Annotated in this window: 15 protein-coding genes; 8 read left to right on the top strand and 7 right to left on the bottom strand. The window is 59.3% G+C overall.

Features of this window, described 5'->3' with window-relative positions; translation table 11 throughout:
* Positions 1-14 precede the first annotated feature (14 nt).
* From ACTJJ7_RS06060 to ACTJJ7_RS06085, 6 genes are all read right to left on the bottom strand, one after another.
* Entirely contained in the window at positions 15-2,069 is a 2,055-nt protein-coding gene (locus ACTJJ7_RS06060; RefSeq protein ID WP_440965998.1) for a bifunctional aldolase/short-chain dehydrogenase, read from the bottom strand.
* Positions 2,070-2,146: 77 nt separating this feature from the next.
* A complete protein-coding gene (locus ACTJJ7_RS06065; RefSeq protein WP_105734918.1) occupies positions 2,147-3,112 on the bottom strand; it encodes a sugar-binding transcriptional regulator in 966 nt (321 codons plus the stop codon).
* Between the two features lie 161 nt (positions 3,113-3,273).
* Positions 3,274-4,956, bottom strand: coding sequence for a dipeptide ABC transporter ATP-binding protein (locus ACTJJ7_RS06070; RefSeq protein ID WP_440966000.1), 1,683 nt, complete (start codon positions 4,954-4,956; stop codon positions 3,274-3,276).
* Positions 4,953-5,843 (bottom strand): ABC transporter permease, encoded by an 891-nt coding sequence (locus ACTJJ7_RS06075; protein ID WP_440966002.1) that lies wholly within the window; start codon positions 5,841-5,843, stop codon positions 4,953-4,955. Before ACTJJ7_RS06075 ends, ACTJJ7_RS06070 begins: the two co-directional genes overlap by 4 nt.
* Positions 5,840-6,814 carry an ABC transporter permease gene (locus ACTJJ7_RS06080; RefSeq protein ID WP_440966004.1) on the bottom strand — a complete coding sequence of 325 codons (975 nt, stop codon included), beginning with the start codon at positions 6,812-6,814 and terminating at the stop codon, positions 5,840-5,842. Before ACTJJ7_RS06080 ends, ACTJJ7_RS06075 begins: the two co-directional genes overlap by 4 nt.
* An 83-nt stretch (positions 6,815-6,897) precedes the next feature.
* Positions 6,898-7,605: a creatininase family protein gene (locus tag ACTJJ7_RS06085; protein WP_440966005.1), complete on the bottom strand. Its 708-nt coding sequence runs from the start codon at positions 7,603-7,605 to the stop codon at positions 6,898-6,900.
* A 145-nt stretch (positions 7,606-7,750) separates the two neighbouring features.
* Between ACTJJ7_RS06085 and ACTJJ7_RS06090 the strand changes: the two genes are divergently transcribed.
* From ACTJJ7_RS06090 to ACTJJ7_RS06110, 5 genes are all read left to right on the top strand, one after another.
* Positions 7,751-8,320, top strand: a complete 570-nt coding sequence (locus ACTJJ7_RS06090; RefSeq protein WP_130272417.1) for a MarR family winged helix-turn-helix transcriptional regulator — start codon at positions 7,751-7,753, stop codon at positions 8,318-8,320.
* A gap of 28 nt (positions 8,321-8,348) precedes the next feature.
* Positions 8,349-9,929, top strand: a complete 1,581-nt coding sequence (locus ACTJJ7_RS06095; protein ID WP_130272418.1) for an ABC transporter substrate-binding protein — start codon at positions 8,349-8,351, stop codon at positions 9,927-9,929.
* A 67-nt stretch (positions 9,930-9,996) separates the two neighbouring features.
* Positions 9,997-10,956 carry an isoaspartyl peptidase/L-asparaginase family protein gene (locus tag ACTJJ7_RS06100; protein WP_440966007.1) on the top strand — a complete coding sequence of 320 codons (960 nt, stop codon included), beginning with the start codon at positions 9,997-9,999 and terminating at the stop codon, positions 10,954-10,956.
* Positions 10,957-11,097: 141 nt separating this feature from the next.
* A complete protein-coding gene (locus tag ACTJJ7_RS06105) occupies positions 11,098-12,132 on the top strand; it encodes a glycoside hydrolase family 25 protein (RefSeq protein ID WP_105734910.1) in 1,035 nt (344 codons plus the stop codon).
* 105 nt (positions 12,133-12,237) lie between these two features.
* Complete coding sequence (locus ACTJJ7_RS06110) at positions 12,238-12,750, top strand: cupin domain-containing protein (RefSeq protein WP_105734909.1); 513 nt, start codon at positions 12,238-12,240, stop codon at positions 12,748-12,750.
* A 28-nt stretch (positions 12,751-12,778) separates the two neighbouring features.
* Here the strand turns inward: ACTJJ7_RS06110 and ACTJJ7_RS06115 are convergent, their stop codons facing one another.
* Positions 12,779-13,924 (bottom strand): alpha-hydroxy acid oxidase, encoded by a 1,146-nt coding sequence (locus tag ACTJJ7_RS06115; RefSeq protein WP_162800162.1) that lies wholly within the window; start codon positions 13,922-13,924, stop codon positions 12,779-12,781.
* A 780-nt stretch (positions 13,925-14,704) separates the two neighbouring features.
* On the opposite strand from ACTJJ7_RS06115, the gene ACTJJ7_RS06120 reads away from it, so the two are divergent.
* From ACTJJ7_RS06120 to ACTJJ7_RS06130, 3 genes are all read left to right on the top strand, one after another.
* Positions 14,705-18,844: a Pls/PosA family non-ribosomal peptide synthetase gene (locus tag ACTJJ7_RS06120; RefSeq protein WP_440966009.1), complete on the top strand. Its 4,140-nt coding sequence runs from the start codon at positions 14,705-14,707 to the stop codon at positions 18,842-18,844.
* 85 nt (positions 18,845-18,929) lie between these two features.
* The gene (locus ACTJJ7_RS06125; protein ID WP_245421134.1) at positions 18,930-19,412 is read left to right on the top strand and encodes a GNAT family N-acetyltransferase; all 483 of its coding nucleotides are present in this window, start codon (positions 18,930-18,932) and stop codon (positions 19,410-19,412) included.
* Entirely contained in the window at positions 19,409-20,089 is a 681-nt protein-coding gene (locus ACTJJ7_RS06130) for a 4'-phosphopantetheinyl transferase family protein (protein ID WP_440966011.1), read from the top strand. Before ACTJJ7_RS06125 ends, ACTJJ7_RS06130 begins: the two co-directional genes overlap by 4 nt.
* Positions 20,090-20,129 lie beyond the last annotated feature (40 nt).

A 20,129-nucleotide genomic window follows, 5' to 3' on the forward strand; every position in this document is an offset into this window, starting at 1 on the left:
GTAGCACACCTTAATCAGCGCAGAGCCGCGGCAATATTCCCGCCATCAACGGTCGTCACATCGGCTGTTGTCCGCTCCGCCAGTGCATGGTGCAAAAACGCCTGAGCCACGTCATCGGCGGTGACTTCCAGCCCGAGCAAATTGCCAGCCATGTATTCCCTGGTCGAAAGTCCGCGGGACGCCGAACGGTTCGCAATCATCTCGTCGTTCAACAGGCCGGACCGGATGCGGTCTGCATTGACTGCGTTGGAGCGTATGCCGTCCGCACCATGTTCCAGGGCATACTGGCGCGACAGGAAGAGGGTCGCGGCCTTGGGCAGGCCATAGGCACCAAATTTGGCACCCGGATTGACGGCCTGCTTGCTGGCATTGAACAGAAGGGCGCCGCCGGTCCGCTGTTGTTTCATGATGCGTACAGCACATTGCGCCACGGTCTGGTGCGCAAAAAAGTTGAGTTCGAAACTCCTGCGCAGCAAATCATCGTCAAGGGTTGCGATCGGGCTTTCCCATGCGGCTCCCGCATTGGAAACAACGATATCAACGCCGCCATAGGCAGCAATGACAGCTTCGAACGCCGCACGGACGGACACGGGATTGGTCACATCGCAGGCCAGACCGATGGAATCATTGCCAGCGGACCGGGCGACGGCCTCTGCCTTTGCCGCGTCGAGATCGAGCACGGCGACGTGGGCGCCCTGCTGGGCGAACAGCTTGGCTGTTGCGGCCCCGATGGCGCCCGCTCCGCCCGTCACCAGGGCCACCTGGCCCGTGAGCGGCTTTGCCTTCGCGCTGGCAAGCTTGGCCTGCTCCAGCGACCAGTATTCCAGATCAAACAAATCAGGCCGGCTCACCGGTTCAAACCGCCCGATCGATTCCGCATCCCGCGCCGCTTCGATCCACATCTCCCCGACATCCGCGGCAATTCTGGCGTCCTTGAGCGTGCGGCCGTGTCCGAACATGCCGAGACCCGGCACCAGCGTCAGCCGCGGCATTGGATCGAGCATGATCCGCTTTCCGCTGCTGCGCTGATCATTCGTTTTGAAATAGTCGGTATAATCCGCGACATAGGCCGCAACGGAACGTTCCACCGCCACCTTGAACGCATCAAGATCACGGCCGTCAGGTGCCGGCAGCACCATCGGGCCAGTCTTGATGCGTATGGATAAATCGGGGGTCGACACGCCGCGCTGCGCCATCTCGTGAACGGCAGTCGCATTGACAAACTCGAGGATCGCCGGCGACGAGCGGAATTCGCTGACCATGCGATCAAACTTGCCTTCGCCGCGATTGACGGCAACGGCGCCGCGCACGATAGCAGCGATATCACCGGGTTTGGCGAGTGTTTCCGGCAACGCCGCCGGTGTGAAGGGATTCCGTCCCTTGTCGCGGACATAGGTCTCCGCCAGCGAGACATAATGGATCATGCGATCGTAGGCTTCCCGAGCCGTCGCCCCAAACGTGAAAATGCCGTGCTTGTCGAGAATGAGACCATCAACGGTGGGATCCGCATCAAAAACTGCGGCGGCCCGCTTTGCCAGATCAAAGCCGGGCATCACATAGGGCACAAAGCCCATTTTGCTGCCAAAGATTTTCTCACTGAGAGCCCGGCTCTCCGCCTGGTCAGCGATGGCGAGAATTGCGGTCGAGTGGGTGTGATCCACAAATTTATGCGGGATGAAGGCATGCAGCAGCGCTTCCACCGACGGGTTTGGCGAAGCCGGATCAATCAGATTTGCCCGTTGCAGAGTGACCATATCCTCGTCCGACAATTTGCTTAGTTTGCGGGCCTTGAGCAGGGGGGCTATCTTGACGGCCGGCAGGCCGGCCGGCTCGATAATACCCATGTCCCAGCCGCTCCCCTTCACGCAGAGCACGTCCCACTCGTCACCGATCAAATCCTTGACCGTGGTTTTGACGGAGGTGTTTCCGCCGCCATGCAACACCAACTGCGGCACGCTTCCAAGAAGCCGCGTGGTATAGGTTCTCAATGCGAGATCGCGGTTGATACCCTTGGCGGCATAGGCCACCGCCATGTCTTCCGCCTCTTTGTCATTCCACAAATTTTTCATGCGAACTCCTCCCGTCCGGCAAATGGGCCCCCCGCCTGACAACCGGTCAGGCGATCCGCCAATGTTTCCAACTGTTCCTATGTGTGTTTGAGCCCGGCGCCTTTGGCGCGCTTCAGCAGGCGTTTCGCCATCGATGCCGTAACCATGAGATGGGACGCGAACCCGCCCTTGATGGCAGCCACAAGCGGCTCGTACTTGCTGTCCTCCTGAACCACGAGCATCCTTTTGGGAATTTTGCGGATGGAATCGAGGTCTGCAGAAATGCAGCGCCGGTTATGGGCGCAGTCCAGCCACTGTCCGTCTGCGTCGATCAGTTGCCCGGCAATCACGCCCGCAGCGCCAGCCTGCCCGAGTGCATGCATTTCCGCCGCGGTGATCGCACCGCATTTCACCAGATGGCTGTCATCTTCGATACCGCCCACGGAATAAAGCGCCAATTGACAATCCGTAATTGCCAATAGCTGCTCCCGCACGACCGGCTCCCGGCGCAGCTCCTCCGCCAGACGTTCAGAGCTGAGCACGAGCGGCGCGTAAAGATTGATGCCTTCCGCATTCAACCGGCGGGCAATTTCGGTCGTGCATTGATCCGGGCGATAGGAATACGGCGCCCCGAGATTGCCGCAGAGCTGCACGACCGCCACGCCCTGCAGGTCCGCGTAAGGCATGACGTCGGCGATATGATAGACCGTCCGCCCCCAGGCCACGCCGACACGATCACCCTTGTTGATCAGCTCTATGAACGCTGCGGCAGCAACCACGGGCATTTCGACCGATGGATTGAAAGCCTGCCTGTCTTCCGGAATGATCCATACGGTTTCAAGATCAAGGGCATCCTCGGTTTCACGCGCAAGCACGTCATCGGAAAACAATTCCGTCGATGTGGAGATGGTGACAATGCCAATTTCGCGCGCACGGCGCAGATACATCGCCACGGACGCGCGGGAAATATCAAGATGCTTGGCCACCTCGTCTTGCCGCAAACCATGGGTATAATAGAGCCAGGCGGCCTTATGGATTATCTGATCGGCAGACCGGACAGGCATTGAAGTTCCTCACAAAATATCGTTGATTAGACAATATTCACGTGATCTGACAAAAGTCAAATAGCGGATCATCAGCTGTCCGGATTGCCAGCATTTCTTTGCGCCGTTTGATGGCAAAGGCGCATTGAAACGCTGCCCTGGCAAATCAATGCGTGAGCGTATCAGGCAAGCTTTGGTATGGCATCGAGGAGCGCGCGCGTATAGGGCTCCTGCGGGGCGTCGAATATTTCCTCGGCTGTCCCCACCTCCACGATCTTGCCGCGATACATGACGGCAACCCGGTCACACAGATGGCGCACGACAGAGAGGTCGTGGCTGATGAACAGCAGCGTCAGGCCCAGTTCCTTGCGCAACTGCAAAAGCAGGTTGAGAATCTGCGCCTGGATGGAAACGTCGAGCGAGGCCACCGGTTCGTCGCAGACGATAACCTCGGGACGCATGGCCAGGGCGCGGGCGATGGCGATACGCTGGCGCTGACCGCCCGAGAATTGATGCGGATAGCGATCCGCGAATGCCGGGTCGAGCGAGACGGCCTTCAGCCACTCCGCCACATATGAACGGGCTTCGGCCTTGCTGGTGAGGCCATGCGCTATCGGTCCTTCCGCGATGGACTGCCCAATCGTGCGGCGCGGGTCAAGCGATGCAAAGGGATCCTGAAAGATCATCTGGACATTGGTCGTCAGCTTTCTCGGCTGCGGACCGGCGGACATCACCGGGCTGTTGTTCAGCGTCACCCTGCCTTCGGTCGGCTGATAGATGCCGCAAACAATGCGCCCGAGCGTCGATTTGCCCGAACCGGATTCACCGACCAATCCAAGCGCCTCTCCCTTGGCGATAGTCAGATCGACGTTTTCAACGGCAGGCACCGGCTTCTTTGATTTGACCAGACCAATCCGTTCGCCCAATCGCGCCCAGAAACCACGCTTTTGTTCAAACACTTTGACGAGCCCAGCCATCACAACGAAGGACGGATCGGCGACCGTCGCGGCAACGGAATGTGCCGCGCTTCCGGCGTCGAGATCGCTGACAGCTGCACCCAGCCGCTGGCCGGGCTTTGACCGCGATGGCAATGCATCAAGCAGAGATTGCGTATAGGGATGGCTTGGCGTGCGCAGGACCTCGGCGGCAAGGCCCGTTTCCACGATCTTGCCCGCCTTCATCACGGCGATGCGCTTCGAGATGGAAGCCACGGTTGCCAGATCATGGCTGATCCAAATCATGGAAATGCCAAGCTCGGCAACCAGCGACTTTACTTCAATGAGAATTTCCGCCTGGACCGACACGTCAAGCGCCGTGGTCGGTTCGTCGGCAATAACAATTTTGGGCCGGTGCAGCAATGCAATGGCTATGGCGACGCGCTGGCGCATGCCGCCGGAGAACTGGTGCGGATAAAAATCCACCTTCAGTTCAGGGTCGACGATGCGAACCTTTCGCAGCGCCTCAACCGCGCGAAGGCGCGCATCGGCATCCGAGATCCGCTCATGCGCCTGCAGCGCCATGGTCATCTGATCCAATATGGTCAGGACCGGATTGAGTGTCATCATCGGGTCCTGGAAGACCATGGCAATGTCCCGGCCGCGGATCTTGCGCAATTCCGGCTCGCTCAGCCCAACAAGTTCGCGGCCGTCGAGTTTGATCGAGCCGCTGACGATACGACCCGGCTTGTCGATGAGACCGATCAGGGAAAAGCCGGTAATGGACTTGCCCGAACCTGACTCGCCCACCAGACCCAGTATCTCGCCCTTTTCCAGATGGAACGAGATGCCGTCGACTGATTTCACGGTTCCCGTCCGCGCCTCGAAATAGGTGCAGAGATCCGTCACTTCGAGAAGGGGAGCGGTCATCGTTTCAACCTCGGATTGAGCTGGCTCCGCACCTGATCACCGACAAGGTTGATTGCCATGATGAGGACGATGAGCGCCACGCCGGGATAGATGGAAATCCAGTACCGGCCGGAGAGAAGATACTGGAAGCCGCCCGAAATCAGCATGCCGAGCGATGGTTCGGTGGGCGGCAGGCCGACCCCAAGAAATGACAAGGTTGCTTCAAGCGAAATGGCGCTTGCCACCTGAACGGTCGCCACGACAATGAGCGGCGGCAGCGCATTGGGCAGGATATGCCGCGTCACCACAAACCAGCCGCTCATGGGCACAGACAGCGCCGCCTCGACATAGTCCTTGTTCCGTTCAACGGCCGCGGCGCCATGGGCTGTTCGCACGAAATAGGCATATTGCGAAAAGACAAGCGCGACAATCAGCTGCCCCTTGCCCTGCCCGAGGAGTGCCGCCACAACGAAAGCGAGCAGGATCGCCGGGAACGAAAGCTGCAGATCCACCAGCCGCATCACAAGGGCTTCAAAACGGCCGCCCACATAGGCGGCGGTACAGCCAACCAGTGCACCGATTGAAAACGCGATCGCGCCAGCAAGAAGGCCCATTTCCAGCGAAATGCGCAGGCCGTAGAGGATGGCGGAAAAGAGGTCGCGGCCCTGGCTGTCGGTCCCCAGAATGTGGGTGTATCCGCCGGTGCCGATATATCCCGGTGCCCTGCGTGCATCGCGCATCACAAGGCTTGAAAGATCATAAGGGTCCTGCGGCGCAATCAGCGGCGCGAAAACAGCCAGCACAATGACAACGAGCAGTATGACGGCAGCGATGACAGCAACGGGATGGCGGACAAATTCTGCCCAGAAATCGGATGAGGTACGGCCTTTTTCGACGGATAGGCTCATTTGCCACCCCCATGGCGCATGCGCGGATCGAGGACGGCATAGGCCAGGTCGACAACCAGGTTGATCGTAATGAACATGAGCGAAACCAGCATGAGATAGGCCACCATCACCGGCCGGTCCAGCGATGTGATGCTGTCAATGATCAGCTTTCCCAGACCCGGCCACGAATAGATCGTCTCGGTCACGACGGCGAACGCAATGGTCGAGCCCAGTTCCAGTCCGAATACGGTGACGAGCGGAATGGAAATCAACCGCAGCACGTGCCGGCGCAGGATCGTCCACTCATTGATGCCTGCCGCCCGGACGAACTTGATCGTATCGGTCAGCATGACTTCCCGCGTGCCCGAGGCCGCGAGCCGGATCATCATCGACATCTTGAACAGGGACAGGTTGACGGCGGGCAGAATGAGGTGGCGCATGCCATCGAATGTCAGAAAGCTGACGGGAATCCCGAAAACAGAAACCGTCTCGCCCCGGCCGCCTGCCGGCATGATGCCCAGTTGCACGGCAAAGACCATGATGAGCATAAGCCCGATCCAGAAGGTGGGAACCGAGAAGCCGAGAATGGACAGCGCCATGATCACCTTCGCGGTCCAACCTTCCGGCTTGTACCCCGCATAGATTCCGAGCGGTATGCCGATAAGGCTTGCCAGGAGAACAGCGATGACCGCGAGCTCCATCGTCGCGGGGAAGCGCGAGGCAATCAGCTGGGAAACCGGCATGTTGTAAACGAATGAACGGCCCAGATCGCCATGCAGAAGGTTGCTTGCGAAGTGCAGATACTGCTGCCAGATGGGCAGATCGAGGCCGTACTGCGCAATGACGCGATTGCGGATATCCTGGGTTGCATCCGGAGAGATGAGTACGTCAACCGGATTCCCGATGACGAAAACACCCAGAAAGACCAGCAATGACATGACGAGCATGACCAATGCGGCCTGCCATAATCGCCTGACAATGAACGCAACCATTCGCTTAACCTTCCCCTGCACATTCGTGCTTGTATGAATTGGCTGTCACCGGCGGATTTTCCTGCATCCGCCGATGACAACGATCAATGCCAGCCGTTTTCCAGCTCTTCCCGCGTTTCCTTCACCGCGACGTCCCAGATCGCCAGCATGTCCGCATCGGGCCGTTCAAACAGTCCGTGGTAATTGCCCTCGCCCTGAGACAGCTGTTGCCGCTTGCCGCCGGCGCCGACGCGGGCAAGTGCGCCAAAATCAACACGCTCCTGTGCATGGCCTGGCTGGGCGACACCCGGAAGGCGCGTCCAGGGAAAATTTTCCATCCAGGAGGCATGCGATGCGCGCTTGTCGATTTCAAGAACCTTGCCCATGGTCTTGGGCGCACGCCACCAATCGTGCATTTTCACACTGGCATCACGATTGCGGTTGAGCCATTCGGAAACAACCGTTCCTGCCGGAGTATTACCGCCATGGCCATTGACAATGAGGATTCGGCGGAAACCGCCATGGTAAAGGCTATCAAGGACGTCCTCGATCACGCCGACATAGGTGCGCAGGCTCAGCGACACGGTTCCCGGAAAATCGGCGAAACTTGAAGCAAGCCCATAGGGCACGACCGGGAAAACCGGAACGCCGAGCGGCTCAGCCGCATCGACCGATACTTTTTCCGCCAGGATCATGTCGGTCGCGAGACTCAGCCGCGCGTGCTGCTCCACGCTGCCAATGGGCAGGATGCACCGGTCGTCCCTGCGGACGCGCTCCTCAACCTGACTCCAGTTCATCGCACTTATGCGCATACCTCTTACCCCTGCTGATTTCGTCCCCAAGCATAAACACAAGGATCATGCGTGTACAAGTTCCAAATGGTACAAAAATTACGTTTGACATCCAGTGATAGCAAGATATTTTGTCCCTAATGGAACTTAATTGCGGGGAGCGCGCATGCAGAACCTGATTGATCTCGCGCTGCTGGAGGGCCGTGCCGGACGCACGACGGCGCCGAATGACAACATCGCGGAAAGCGATATTCTTTACGCAAAGCTGTGGTCGAACCCCTGCTGGCTTTCCTTCCGTATCAACTATCTGGCACTGCACTACAACAACCCCGTATACGGCACGATCAACGCGGATCATGACCTGCTGCGCCCCGAATTCGTCGTGCTGTATTCACTGTTTCTGCGGGACCGAACAACGCTTTCGGAAGTGGTGGCCGGCTCCGGCTTTCCTAAGAACACGTTGAGCCGCGCAACCAAGAAACTCGACCGCCTCAAACTGGTCCGGCGCGAGGACGATCAGGGAGATCTTCGCCGCGTCGTTCTGTGCCTGACGCAGGAAGGCCGCGCGATTGTCGAGGCCAAGATGGCACCCATGATCGACCGGGAACGCATGATGCTGGAGGCGCTCAGCCCCGCCGAGCGCATGATGCTGTCCGACATCCTCGCCAAAATGGTCATCGCTTCGCGCGGCTGGCCGGACACGATTTCTTCCGACGCAACCGCATTCGAAGAATAAGAAGCAACCTCTGGAATAGGGAACAACAATGCAAAGAAGACTGAGAGCCCTCTTATTGGGAACCGCGCTCCTGCTGGGTACAGGCCATGCCATCGCCGCCGACCTTGTCATGGCGATCAAGGCCGGTCCGGCCTCGATGGATCCGCATTTCACAGCCACCGCAGCCAACGCGGAAGCAACCAAGCATATTTTCGATACGCTCATCCGCTCGGGCAACAATCTCGAGCTGGAGCCATCGCTCGCACTCAGCTGGACGGCCATCGATCAGACAACCTGGGAATTCAAGCTGCGTCAGGGCGTCAAGTTTCACGATGGATCGGACTTCACCGCGGAAGACGTAAAATTCTCCATCGAGCGTATCCCCCATGTCACCGGCCCCAACCCTGCGACAATCTTCGTGCGCCGGGTCAAATCGGTGGAGGTAGCCGATCCATTCACCGTGCGTGTCAAGACGGAAGGCCCCGCGCCCACTCTGCCGAATGATTTTGTGCGTCTGTTCATCACCTCGCACACGGCAGCCGCCAACTACTCAACGCAGGAAACCGCGGCGGAAGGCTTCAATTCAGGCAAGGCAACCATCGGCACCGGCCCTTACAAGTTCGTTTCCTGGGCTCCGACACAGGATCTGGTTCTCCAGCGCTTCGACGGCTATTGGGGCGGAGCTCAGCCGTGGGATCGCGTCATCCGCAAGGAAATCCCCAATGATGCGGCGCGTGTTGCCCAGTTGAAGGCAGGACAGGTCGATGTGATCTCGAAAGTGCCCGCGGCGGATGTCCCGGTGCTTGAACGGGATGCATCGCTTGCCGTGGTCAAGAACGAGAGCATCTATATCAGCTATCTCGAGTTCGATTTCCGCGAGAAAAGCCCGCAGGTCTTCGACAAGAGCGGAGCGAAGCTTGACAAGAATCCCCTGCTCGACCCGCGTGTGCGCGAAGCCATCGACCTTGCACTGGACCGCCAAACCATCGTCGAATTCGCCCTGGAGGGCATGGCTGTCGTGCCGACCCAGTTGGTCACATCCAATATCTTCGGCTACGACAAATCGCTCCAGGCTCCGGCTTTCGATCTGAAGCGCGCCAAGGAATTGCTGAAGGACGCGGGTTATCCCAACGGCTTCAAGATCACGCTCAGCTATGCCAATGATCGCATGCCAAACGAGCTCGGGCCGACGGTTGCGCAGATGCTGGCGGCAATTGGCATCACGGCCGAGGTCAATGGGGTACCGGCGACCGTGTTCAACCCGGCAAAGACCCGGGGCGAGTATTCACTCTATATGGCCAGCTGGGGCACGTTGACAGGCGAAGCAAACTACATGCTTTCGTCGCTGATGCACGCCCATGACACGGCAAAATCGCTCGGCGCATTCAATGTCCGCGGATATGCCAATCCGCAGATGGACAAGCTGATTGAAGACGCCGGAGCGGAGATGGATACGGACAAGCGCCGCGTGCTCCTGGAGAAAGCCAATAATCTCGTTGCAACGGATCGCCCTGACCTGCCTCTGGCAACCCAGCTCAGCGCCTGGGCCGTGAAGAAAGCCAAGGTCGTCCTGACACCCCGGGCTGATGAGGACACCCTCGCGATGAATATCCGTCCGGCACAGCAGTAAGCATCGACGTGAAAGGGCCGGATACAGATCCGGCCCTTTTGTTGTTTCACAGGCAGGAAAGACAGACATGACGAACATAGCTCTGGCCATTCACGGCGGTTGCGGCGTGATGGCCAAACTTGATCTGAGCGAGGCTGAATGGGCCGGGGCCCGCGCCGATCTGGTATCGGCACTGAAAGCCGGCTGGGCAATTCTGAGTTCCGGCGGTTCCTCGCTCGACGCAGTGGAAGCTGCGGTGGTGGTGATGGAGGACAGCCCGCATTTCAATGCAGGATATGGCGCCGCGCTCAACGAACACGGTATCCACGAACTGGATGCATCCATCATGGACGGCTCCAGCCTGGCAGCCGGTGCGGTCTGCGCCAGCAGGGCTATCCGCAATCCCATCAAGGCTGCGCGTGCGGTCATGGAAAAGGGCGATGCTGTTCTCTTGAACGGACCGGCGGCCGATCGCTTCGCTGAAGTGGCTGGACTGGCTACGGAACCGCAAACCTATTTCACGACCGAACGCCGCCTCATTGCTCTTGCCGCCATGAAAGCCCACGTGGCCCGGGGCACGTCCGCATTGGCGAAGGAGGCGGAGAAACACGGTACGGTCGGCGCGGTTGCGCTTGATGCCGCCGGTCATCTCGCCGCGGCGACGTCAACGGGCGGCTACAACAACAAACCCGATGGCCGTATCGGCGATTCCCCGATCATCGGCGCAGGCACCTATGCACGCGACGGCGTCTGCGCCGTATCGGGAACCGGCAAGGGCGAGGTGTTCATCCGTCATGTCGTCGGCCATGAGATCGCAAGCCGGATGGCCTATCTCGGCGAAGACCTCAAAACCGCTTCGGACAGGGTCATTCACGAAGACCTCAAACGGCACAATGCAGGCGCCGGGCTGGTTGCCGTCGGGGCCGACGGCTCCATCGTCGCGCCATACAATACCGACGGTATGTTCCGCGGCTGGGTCACCAGCAACGGCGATGTCTTCGTCGGTACGCACGACAAAGTTTTCCCGCTCCCAGGTCTTGCACGCTAAGACCTGGGCGGCATGGTTTACCGCACCTTATGGTTAAAATCGGGATTCAGTCTTTCTTGGTAATTTCCTGTTAGCAATTGCAGCAGTGAAACCGATTGGCCTCGTTCGCGCCATCGACAGTTATTTCGAGTACGGGTGCCTATGCGTGTTTCGTGTGTGCTGACAATCATGTTTTCGTGCCTCGTCCTGACGAACTGCCAATCCAGTTCGGGCGTGGACGATGTGCTGGCGCAACGGCCTTCGCAGGAAATGACCAGTTCGGTTGTCCGGCCAAGCCGTTCAGTGAAGCGCATCGCCATGGCAACCATTCCCCCTTCGCCGGTACCCCAGCAGGAAATATTGGCCTGGGCCGGACCTGTCCCGGAATCGGCCGCTATCCTGCCTCCGGCACCATCCCCCGTCATGGCCGCCCCAACGGAAAGGCCGGTCCCCCAGACTGCTCCCGCGGATCCCATGGTCAAGGCTGCGCCGCAGACCCGAATGCAGATCTACAGCCGCCGTTTCCGCGACGCCAAACCCATCAATTTCGGCCCCGCATCGCCGAAAAAACTTGCCGTACACGGGGTTGACGTGTCCCGCTGGCAGGGTGACGTAGATTGGGCGAACCTGCGTACGCAAGGCGCCAATTTCGCTTACATCAAAGCCACCGATGGCGGCGATCATATCGACCCCATGTTCAAGACCAACTGGCGCAAGGCCAAGGAAGCCGGCCTGAAGCGGGGTGCCTATCACTTCTTCTATTGGTGCCGCACCGCAGGCGAGCAGGCTGACTGGTTCATCCGCAATGTTCCCCGGGAACCCGGCGCGCTTCCCCCTGCGATTGACGTGGAATGGAATGGCGAGTCGAGCTGCAAGCGGCGCCCTTCCCGCGCGCAGGTACTGGAAAAGATGCAGGTCTTCATGGACAAGCTGGAGAAACATTATGGCCAGCGGCCGATCATCTACACCGCTCCTGATTTTTATCGGGACAATCTGAGGGGCGAGCTTGCCGATTATCCCTTCTGGTTGCGCGCGGTCGCCGCTCATCCCTCCAAGGTTTATCCCGGCCGGCGCTGGCTGTTCTGGCAGTATTCCGGTTCGGGCCTTTCCCACGGGGTCAGCGGCCGGATTGATCTCAACGTGTTCCATGGCAGTGAAGAGGAATGGCACAACTGGGTGACGGCGCGTGCCGGTTAAGCGCATCTGTCTGTTGCACCGATTGCATGCAATTTGCATCCCGGGTTTAACCTAATTCTGACGAATGGGCTTTATGCATGAAGTCCATTCTGAAGGGGGAAAGCAATGGCGTGGAGACTTATGCTGGCAAGTGCCGTACTTGCCATGACACGGACGGTACCGAACGTTTTCGCAGGACCGCGCCGCTCTTGTCTCGTATCGGACAACGCCCTCGATATGCAGTTGAACCCTGCCCCCATCAATCCAGACTGGATATTGGAGGGTAACCCGCAGGCGCGCGCCCGCGAACAATCCGCAAGCCGCGACCGGGCAGCCTACACCGCGATATGGGATTGCACGGCCGGGACCTTCCGCTGGTACTTCGGTTGGGACGAAACCGTCTACATTCTCGAAGGTGAAGTGCAGGTCACCGATGCCGAAGGCGGTACCCGCACCTTGCGTGCCGGAGACATTGCCTACTTCAGCGGCGGAACATGGGCAACCTGGAAGATAGACCGCTATCTGAAGAAGGTCGCCTTCATGCGCCGTACGCTGCCGGCACCGGCATCGTTCATCTACCGTGCAAGCGATGCGGCCCGTCGGCGGCTGGGCCGCGCCAAAGGCGGCGCACTGCAATGAGGTACCCCCCTAAGCCAAGTTTCCCGGTCTATCGCAGCTTGATATTCTCCCGGGTCAGTTGATCGACCGAGGTGCAGCCCATAAGCTTCATTCCCCGTTCTATCTCGATCTTGAGTTGATCCAGCGCCCGGTCGACGCCCGCCTGACCGGCAGCGGCAAGGGGATAAAGATAATAGCGCCCAATCCCCACCGCCTTGGCCCCCATCGACAAGGCCTTGAGCACGTGCGTTCCGCGCTGGATTCCGCCGTCCATGATCACATCGATTTTGTCACCTACGGCATCCACGATCTCGGCCAGTTGATCAAACGCCGCGCGCGATCCGTCGAGCTGCCGGCCACCATGATTGGACAGAATGATACCCGTGCAGCCGATATCGACCGCACGCCTGGCATCCGCCACCGACATGATACCCTTCAGGCAGAACTGTCCTGACCAATGCTTCACCATCTCGGCCACATCGTCCCAGGTCATTGAGGGATCGAGCATCTCCGTGAAATACCGGCTGATCGACATGGCGCCGCTGCCCATATCCACGTGTTCTTCAAGCTGCGGCAGGCTGAAGCGCTCATGGGTGAGATAATTCAATGCCCATTGCGGCTTGATGGCAAATTGCAGCATGCCGGCAAGATTGAGCCTGAACGGAATGGAAAACCCGGTGCGCAAATCGCGCTCGCGGTTACCCCCCGTAATGCTGTCGACGGTCAGCATCATCACCTCGACGCCCGCATCCTTCGCCCGCTGCATCATCGCCCGGTTCAGCCCGCGGTCCTTGTGAAAGTAGAACTGATAGACTTGCGGTCCGCTATAGGACTTGCGCAGCTTCTCGAGGCTGACCGTACCCAGCGACGAAACACCAAACATCGTACCGTGCCTGGCCGCCGCCGCCGCAACCGCATGTTCGCCCTGGTGATGAAACAGCCGCTGCAAGGCGGTCGGGGAGCAATAGAAGGGTACTGCAAGCTTTTGTCCCATGACGACAACGGAGGTATCGACGCTCTTGACCCCGCGCAGCACGTTGGGAATGAGATCGCAATGGTCAAAACTTTCCGTATTCCGGCGATAGGTGACCTCGTCATCGGCTGCCCCATCGATGTAGTCAAAAATTGGCCCCGGCAGCCGCCGCTTGGCCAACATTCTGAAATCGTGGAAATTGTGGCAATCGCTCAGACGCATCATTCAACCCTTGCTTGATTCACACCCGACAATAGGCGGGAATTGCTGCCGATGCATTAAGCGTTGCGGCTGGACATCATTTTCGGGCGGCTATAAGGCCGAACTCTCACTCCCGAGACGAGAATTTGACCATGACTGTACCGGCACGGGGATCAAAGCAGAACTTCCGCTATGCCGCCCATGCGTCATTTGTGGCGGCAAGAGCACTCAGCGAAAAATCTTGTGCCTGCCCAGTCGCACCTAACGCCACTCTGAAGACGCCCGAAAAAGCTGGAGCTTGAACAATATTCTTCATCCGGATGATCTCTTCTGCTGGCTTCGTCCTTCTGTCAGCAATAATTGGACGAGCTATCTGTCGAAAAGTGGGCCTCTGATATTGAACATGGAATAAGGGCCGATAGCCGCAACCCGCTTTTCTCCTGCCGGCCGGTTCCTGCTTGCAGCCCGCACCTCTTTCCACGGAGACATCGGGAAAATACTTTCGGTTTACGAATCTTCAAAATATTTATCTGACAGTTATATTATCAATAACGTTCTTGATCTTGATGTTATATGATATCGTCACACCTGAAATGGGCAGAGGACGGGGGTTCAAAGCAAAACCAAGTTAGAGTTGTGGGCTTTTCTTTTATGGAAGCTTAGGCTATTCCGCCGTCCATGACTGAGAGGTCAATTGCAGCTACCGCGCATAATCAGCCGATAGACCGTGCTTGCTGAAGAGGCAGCACGGTGTTTTGTGCGGGCATAAGCCCGGCGATGCTCGACCTACGACGAGAGAGTATGGAAATGGACCACGGAGTTGACGGTGCCGGACGCGACAGGGGCGCGGCGGAAAATTCGAGTAACCAGCCCGTAGCGGGGACTGGCTTCGGAAGTATTGATGCCATTGTAAAAAACGCCTCCGGTTCCGGACCGATTCCGCGCCCGCAGATTTTGACGGGTGCTGACTTTGCTCAGGCAGGACAGCCGGGCGAACGGCTCGACCGCTTCTTCGAACAACTCGCGCAAACCTATGATGCGTCGCCGGCGGTTATCTCGGAAGGACGTGTCTGGACCTATCGCGAACTGAACAGGCGTGCCAATCAGTTCGCCCGTCTCCTGGCAGACCGGGGGGTGCAGCCTGGCGACCGTGTTGGCCTCCTGCTCGACCGTTCCGCCGAGACCTATGTTGCACTGCTTGCCGTGATGAAGGCAGGTGCGGCGTTCGTGCCTCTCGCCACCGCCTTTCCTGAAGAGCGGATGAAACTCATCATCGAAGATGCCAATGTCGGGCTGATCATCACCATTACAGCCTACACATCCCGCGTCGGGCAGTTGCCGGTTCCCCATGTGCTGATTGACGGGGCCGCTGCCGAAATCAACGCAATGTCGGACAAGCCGTTGCCGCTGAACCCTGCTGCCGCCACGGCCGAGGACATCTGCTATATCCTCTACACCTCAGGCACGACCGGCAGGCCCAAGGGCGTGGCCATCACCCATCAGAGCATCTGCAATTTCGTCCGGGTCGCCGCCGCATCCTATGGCTACCGGCCAACCGACCGCGTCTACCAGGGCATGACCATCGCCTTCGACTTTTCCGCCGAAGAGATCTGGGTGCCCTTCGCCGCCGGCGCGACGGTGGTGCCCGCGCCGGGACCGCTGACATTGGTCGGCGAGGAACTGGCTGATTTTCTCCGGGCGAATGACGTGACATGCATGGCCTGCAGCCCGACCCTGCTTTCCTCCATCGAGAGCGATGTGCCAAGCCTGCGGGCGCTGCTGGTGGGCGGCGAAGCATGTTCGCACAATCTGGTGGTGCGCTGGTCGAAGCCCGGACGGCAAATCCTCAATACCTATGGCCCTACCGAAGCCACCGTCACCGCAACGATGGGCCTGCTCACGCCCGACAGGCCGGTGACAATCGGCGCGCCGCTGCCCACCTACTCCATTGTCGTGATCGACCCCTCGGTGTCGGCACTGACCGAGCCCGGTGAACTCGGAGAAATCGGCATTGCAGGCATCGGCCTTGCCGTGGGCTATCTCAACCGGCCGGACCTGACGGAACAGAAATTCATCCCCGATTTTCTCGATCTGCCAAACAATCCTTCAAAGCGCATCTACCGGACGGGCGATCTTGGCCGGATCAATGATGAGGGCGAGATTGAATATCACGGGCGCATCGACACCCAGGTCAAAATCCGCGGCTACCGCATCGAACTCGGAGAAATCGAAACCGTGCTGCTGGAGCAGCCCGCAATCGCCCAGGCCGCCGTCACGACCTGGGAAATTGAACCCGGCCGTGTCGAACTCGTTGCCTATTATGCCCCCAAGAGCGGCATGCCGCCGATCTCCCGCGCCGACATTGCCGGAGAGCTGAAACGGCGCCTGCCCGACTACATGGTGCCGTCCTATCTGGAAGAGCTGGCCGCCATCCCGATGACCGTCTCAAACAAGGTGGACCTGCGCCAGCTTCCCAAGCCGACAAGCGTGCGCTTGTCCGCCGAGCGGACGATCACCCCGCCAAGCAACGATGATGAGCGCTTTCTGGCCGATGTGCTGGCCGACGTGCTGAAGTTCGATGAGGTGTCCGTGGAGGACAACTTCTTCGACGATCTGGGCGCCAATTCCCTGCTCATGGCCCGCTTCTGCGCGCGCGTGCGCACCAGAAAGGAATGGGCAACGACGTCCATGCGGGACATCTATCTCTATCCCACCGTGGCCCGCCTTGCAGAGCATCTGCGCATACCCGAAGAGAGAACAACGGCGATCAATGAGCCAGTTCCTACGCATCGCGCATCGAACTTCGCCTACTGGGCGTGCGGCGCGGCGCAACTGCTCTTCTACGGTCTCTACAGCTATTTTGGCCTGTGGGCGCTGGACCGCGGCCTCAACTGGACCTACGAAAAGCTCGATGAGCCGCTGCAGCTGTATCTGCGGTGTGTTCTGCTGTCCGGCGGCATTTTCTTTGGCATGTCGGGCGTGGCCATCATTGCGAAATGGGTGCTTGTGGGCCGTTGGAAACCCGAAGCGTTTCCCATCTGGGGCTGGCGCTATTACCGGTTCTGGGTCCTTCAGACGCTGATCCGCACCGCACCGGTGGTCCTGTTCCGCGGCAGCCCGCTCTACAATCTCTACCTGCAATTGCTGGGTGCCAAACTCGGGCGGAACACCGTCATTGAATGCCGCACCATTCCCGTGTGCACGGACTTGATATCCATCGGTGACAACACGATCCTGCGCAAGGAATCCATGATCCTTGGTTATCGCGCCCAGGCCGGTTACATCCAAACCGGATCGCTGACGATTGGCCATGATGCATTTGTCGGCGTGGGCTGCACCCTCGATATCGACACGAAGATGGGTGACCGCGCCCAGCTTGGCCACTCTTCCTCGCTTCAGCGCGGGCAGAGCATTCCCGACGGCGCACACTGGCATGGTTCGCCAGCCGTGCCGACGACGGCTGATTACTGCAAGGTTCGCAATGTCAATCCGTCCAAGATCCGGCGCTTCCTCTTTGAAGCCGCGCAACTGGTGGTCTTGTTTACCCTCGTCACCCCCATCCCGCTGCTGTTCCACAGCTATTGGCAGAATGTCAGCGACGACTACCAGGAAACCATCGGCATTGTCGCCATCGGCACCACAGTCACGCTGTTCGGATATATCGCCGTGGCTTTTCTGGCCGCAACACTGGTACCGCGCCTTCTGAGGCTGGTGCTGAAAACCGGCCGCACCTATACCCTTTACGGGTTCCGTTACTGGCTGCAGACGGTTGTCGAATTCGCCAGCAATTCCCGCGTGCTCAATCTCCTGTGCGGCGACAGCTCCGCAATCGTCCATTACATCCGGGCGGTCGGCTGGAATCTCAACAAGGTGGTGCAGACCGGTTCGAATTTCGGCAGCAATCAGCAGCACGAAAATCCGCTTCTGTGCGAGATCGGCAGTCAAACCATGGTGTCCGACGGGCTTTTCATGATCAACATGCACAAGTCCGCCTCCGCTTTCAGGCTTGAACATACGAAGATCGGCGAGCGCAATTATCTGGGCAACAATATCTACTACCCGCCGGACGGGCAGACGGGCGAGAACTGCCTGCTCGGCACGAAGGTCATGATCCCCATTGACGGCCCGGTCCGCGAAAATGTGGGCCTTCTCGGCTCGCCATCCTTTGAGATCCCCCGCATGGTCAACCGCGACAAGGAACTTATCGCGGGGATCAGCGAAGAGGACCGGCGCCGACGCCTTAAACTCAAGAACCGCTACAATGCGATGACGGCGCTGCTGTTCCTCGCCGTCCAATGGGTCATGCTGTTCGCCACATTGGTGATCTGGGACCGCGCGCTCAACTACTACACCGAATGGGCGCAGACGGCACTTTTCGTTGCCGTGCTCCTGACATCGGCCATCACCATCCCCTTCTACATCCTGGTGGAACGGGCAAGCCTCGCCTTTGGCAAGCTGAAGCCGCAGATGACAACGATCTACGATGTAACTTTCTGGCATCACGAACGCCACTGGAAGCTGTCGGACTCGCCCATCACCCGGCTGTTCGCCGGCACCCCATTCCGGCCAATGATCCTGCGCCTGCTGGGCGTCAAGGTGGGCCGGAGGGTTTATGACGGCGGCAGCAATCTGACCGAACGTTCGCTGGTGGAAATCGGCGATGATGCGACGCTCAATGAAGGTTGTGTCATCCAGGCTCATTCGCTCGAAGAAGGTGCATTCAAGTCCGATTTCATCCGCATTGGCAAGGGTTGCACCCTCGGACCTGCCGCCTTTGTCCATTACGGCGTCGTGATGGGCAACGGGTCGGTGGTGGATGCGGATTCGTTCGTCATGAAGGGCGAAGTGCTGGAGCCGAATTCCATATGGCGCGGCAACCCGGCCAAGCTGCATCGGTTTGTCACTCCGGTTCTGAACGGCGGCATCAAGACGGGCGCTTGACCCCCGGGCCTGCGGCGTGGATTGTTGAACTGCAAAACGCTTCCGGGATGCTTGCATCCCGGGTGCCCGTGCCGGAGACCGCATCGTGACAGACCATCAGGGGAAGGCCGTGGACATCCATCTTGCACCTGTGACCGGGGCCTTGAAGGCTTCGGTCACGGCGCTTGAACTCGCTCCCGATCAGTTGGATTTTGTCGCCAGCAATACGGAATCCCTGGATGAGGCCGCTCTCGACGCGGATGCGCGGCCACGCGCCGTGATGGCAGGGGACCGCGTCGTCGGTTTCCTGATGTACGAGGCGCCCGCAGATGATGACGAGGCGATGATCTACCGCTTTATGATCGATCGCGCCCACCAGGGCCAAGGCTATGGCAAAGCTGCCCTGCGTCACGTGCTGGAGGAGATCAGAAGTCTCGGCCATGTGCGCCAGGTTTCGATCTGCTATGAACCGGAAAACGAAGGGGCACGGCATCTTTATCGCGCCGCAGGCTTCGTCGAGGACGGGCTGGACGAAGACGGAGAAATGATCGCCAATCTGGTTCTGCCGGTGCAGACGGATCACCCGTGACACGACCTTCCCACGATCCCGCAAACCCATCAGCAGAAATGATCCTCCTGGAAGCCATGAACGGCATTGCACCGTCGGGCATCCGGGTCGGATGCCGGAGCATCCGTGAAGAGGATGAGGCTTTCCTGCTGCCCCGGGAAGCGCGCTCCATACCATCGCACCACCCGGCCAGGCGACGGGCCAGCGGTGCCGCGCGGCGGGTCGCACACGGGTTGCTGGCGGAGCTTGGCCTGCACGACATTGCTATCCTGCGCTCGTCAGCCGGTGCGCCGGTATGGCCTGACGGGATAACGGGTTCCCTCGCCCATGACGAGGACATGGCCGTAGCGGCGGTCGCGCCTCTGTCCGCTCGTATCGGCTCGATCGGCATCGATGTTGAACCCGCCATAGCGCTGCCGGATGATATTCTTGCGCTCGTCGCGACCCCGGACGACGTCACGGATGCCGTGGAGCCAAGCCTCGCCGGCCGCCTTCTCTTCTCGGCCAAGGAAGCCGTGTACAAGGCTGCGTATCCACTCGATCACTACATGCTGGACTATGAGGATATCGCCGTGGATCTGAATGCAGGCCGTGCGATGACCAAGACCGGACGCAGTGTCAGACTTGCATACTGCATCTCTCCCAGAGTGGTCGTCATCGCTTTTGTTGGCGGGAGTGGGCCGGGCGGGTTCGCTTAACCTGCCCGGCCCGCCAACTTATCTGCCTTGACCGGATATC

It is taken from the genome of Phyllobacterium sp. 22229, from assembly GCF_052056495.1.
Lineage (GTDB): Bacteria > Pseudomonadota > Alphaproteobacteria > Rhizobiales > Rhizobiaceae > Phyllobacterium > Phyllobacterium myrsinacearum.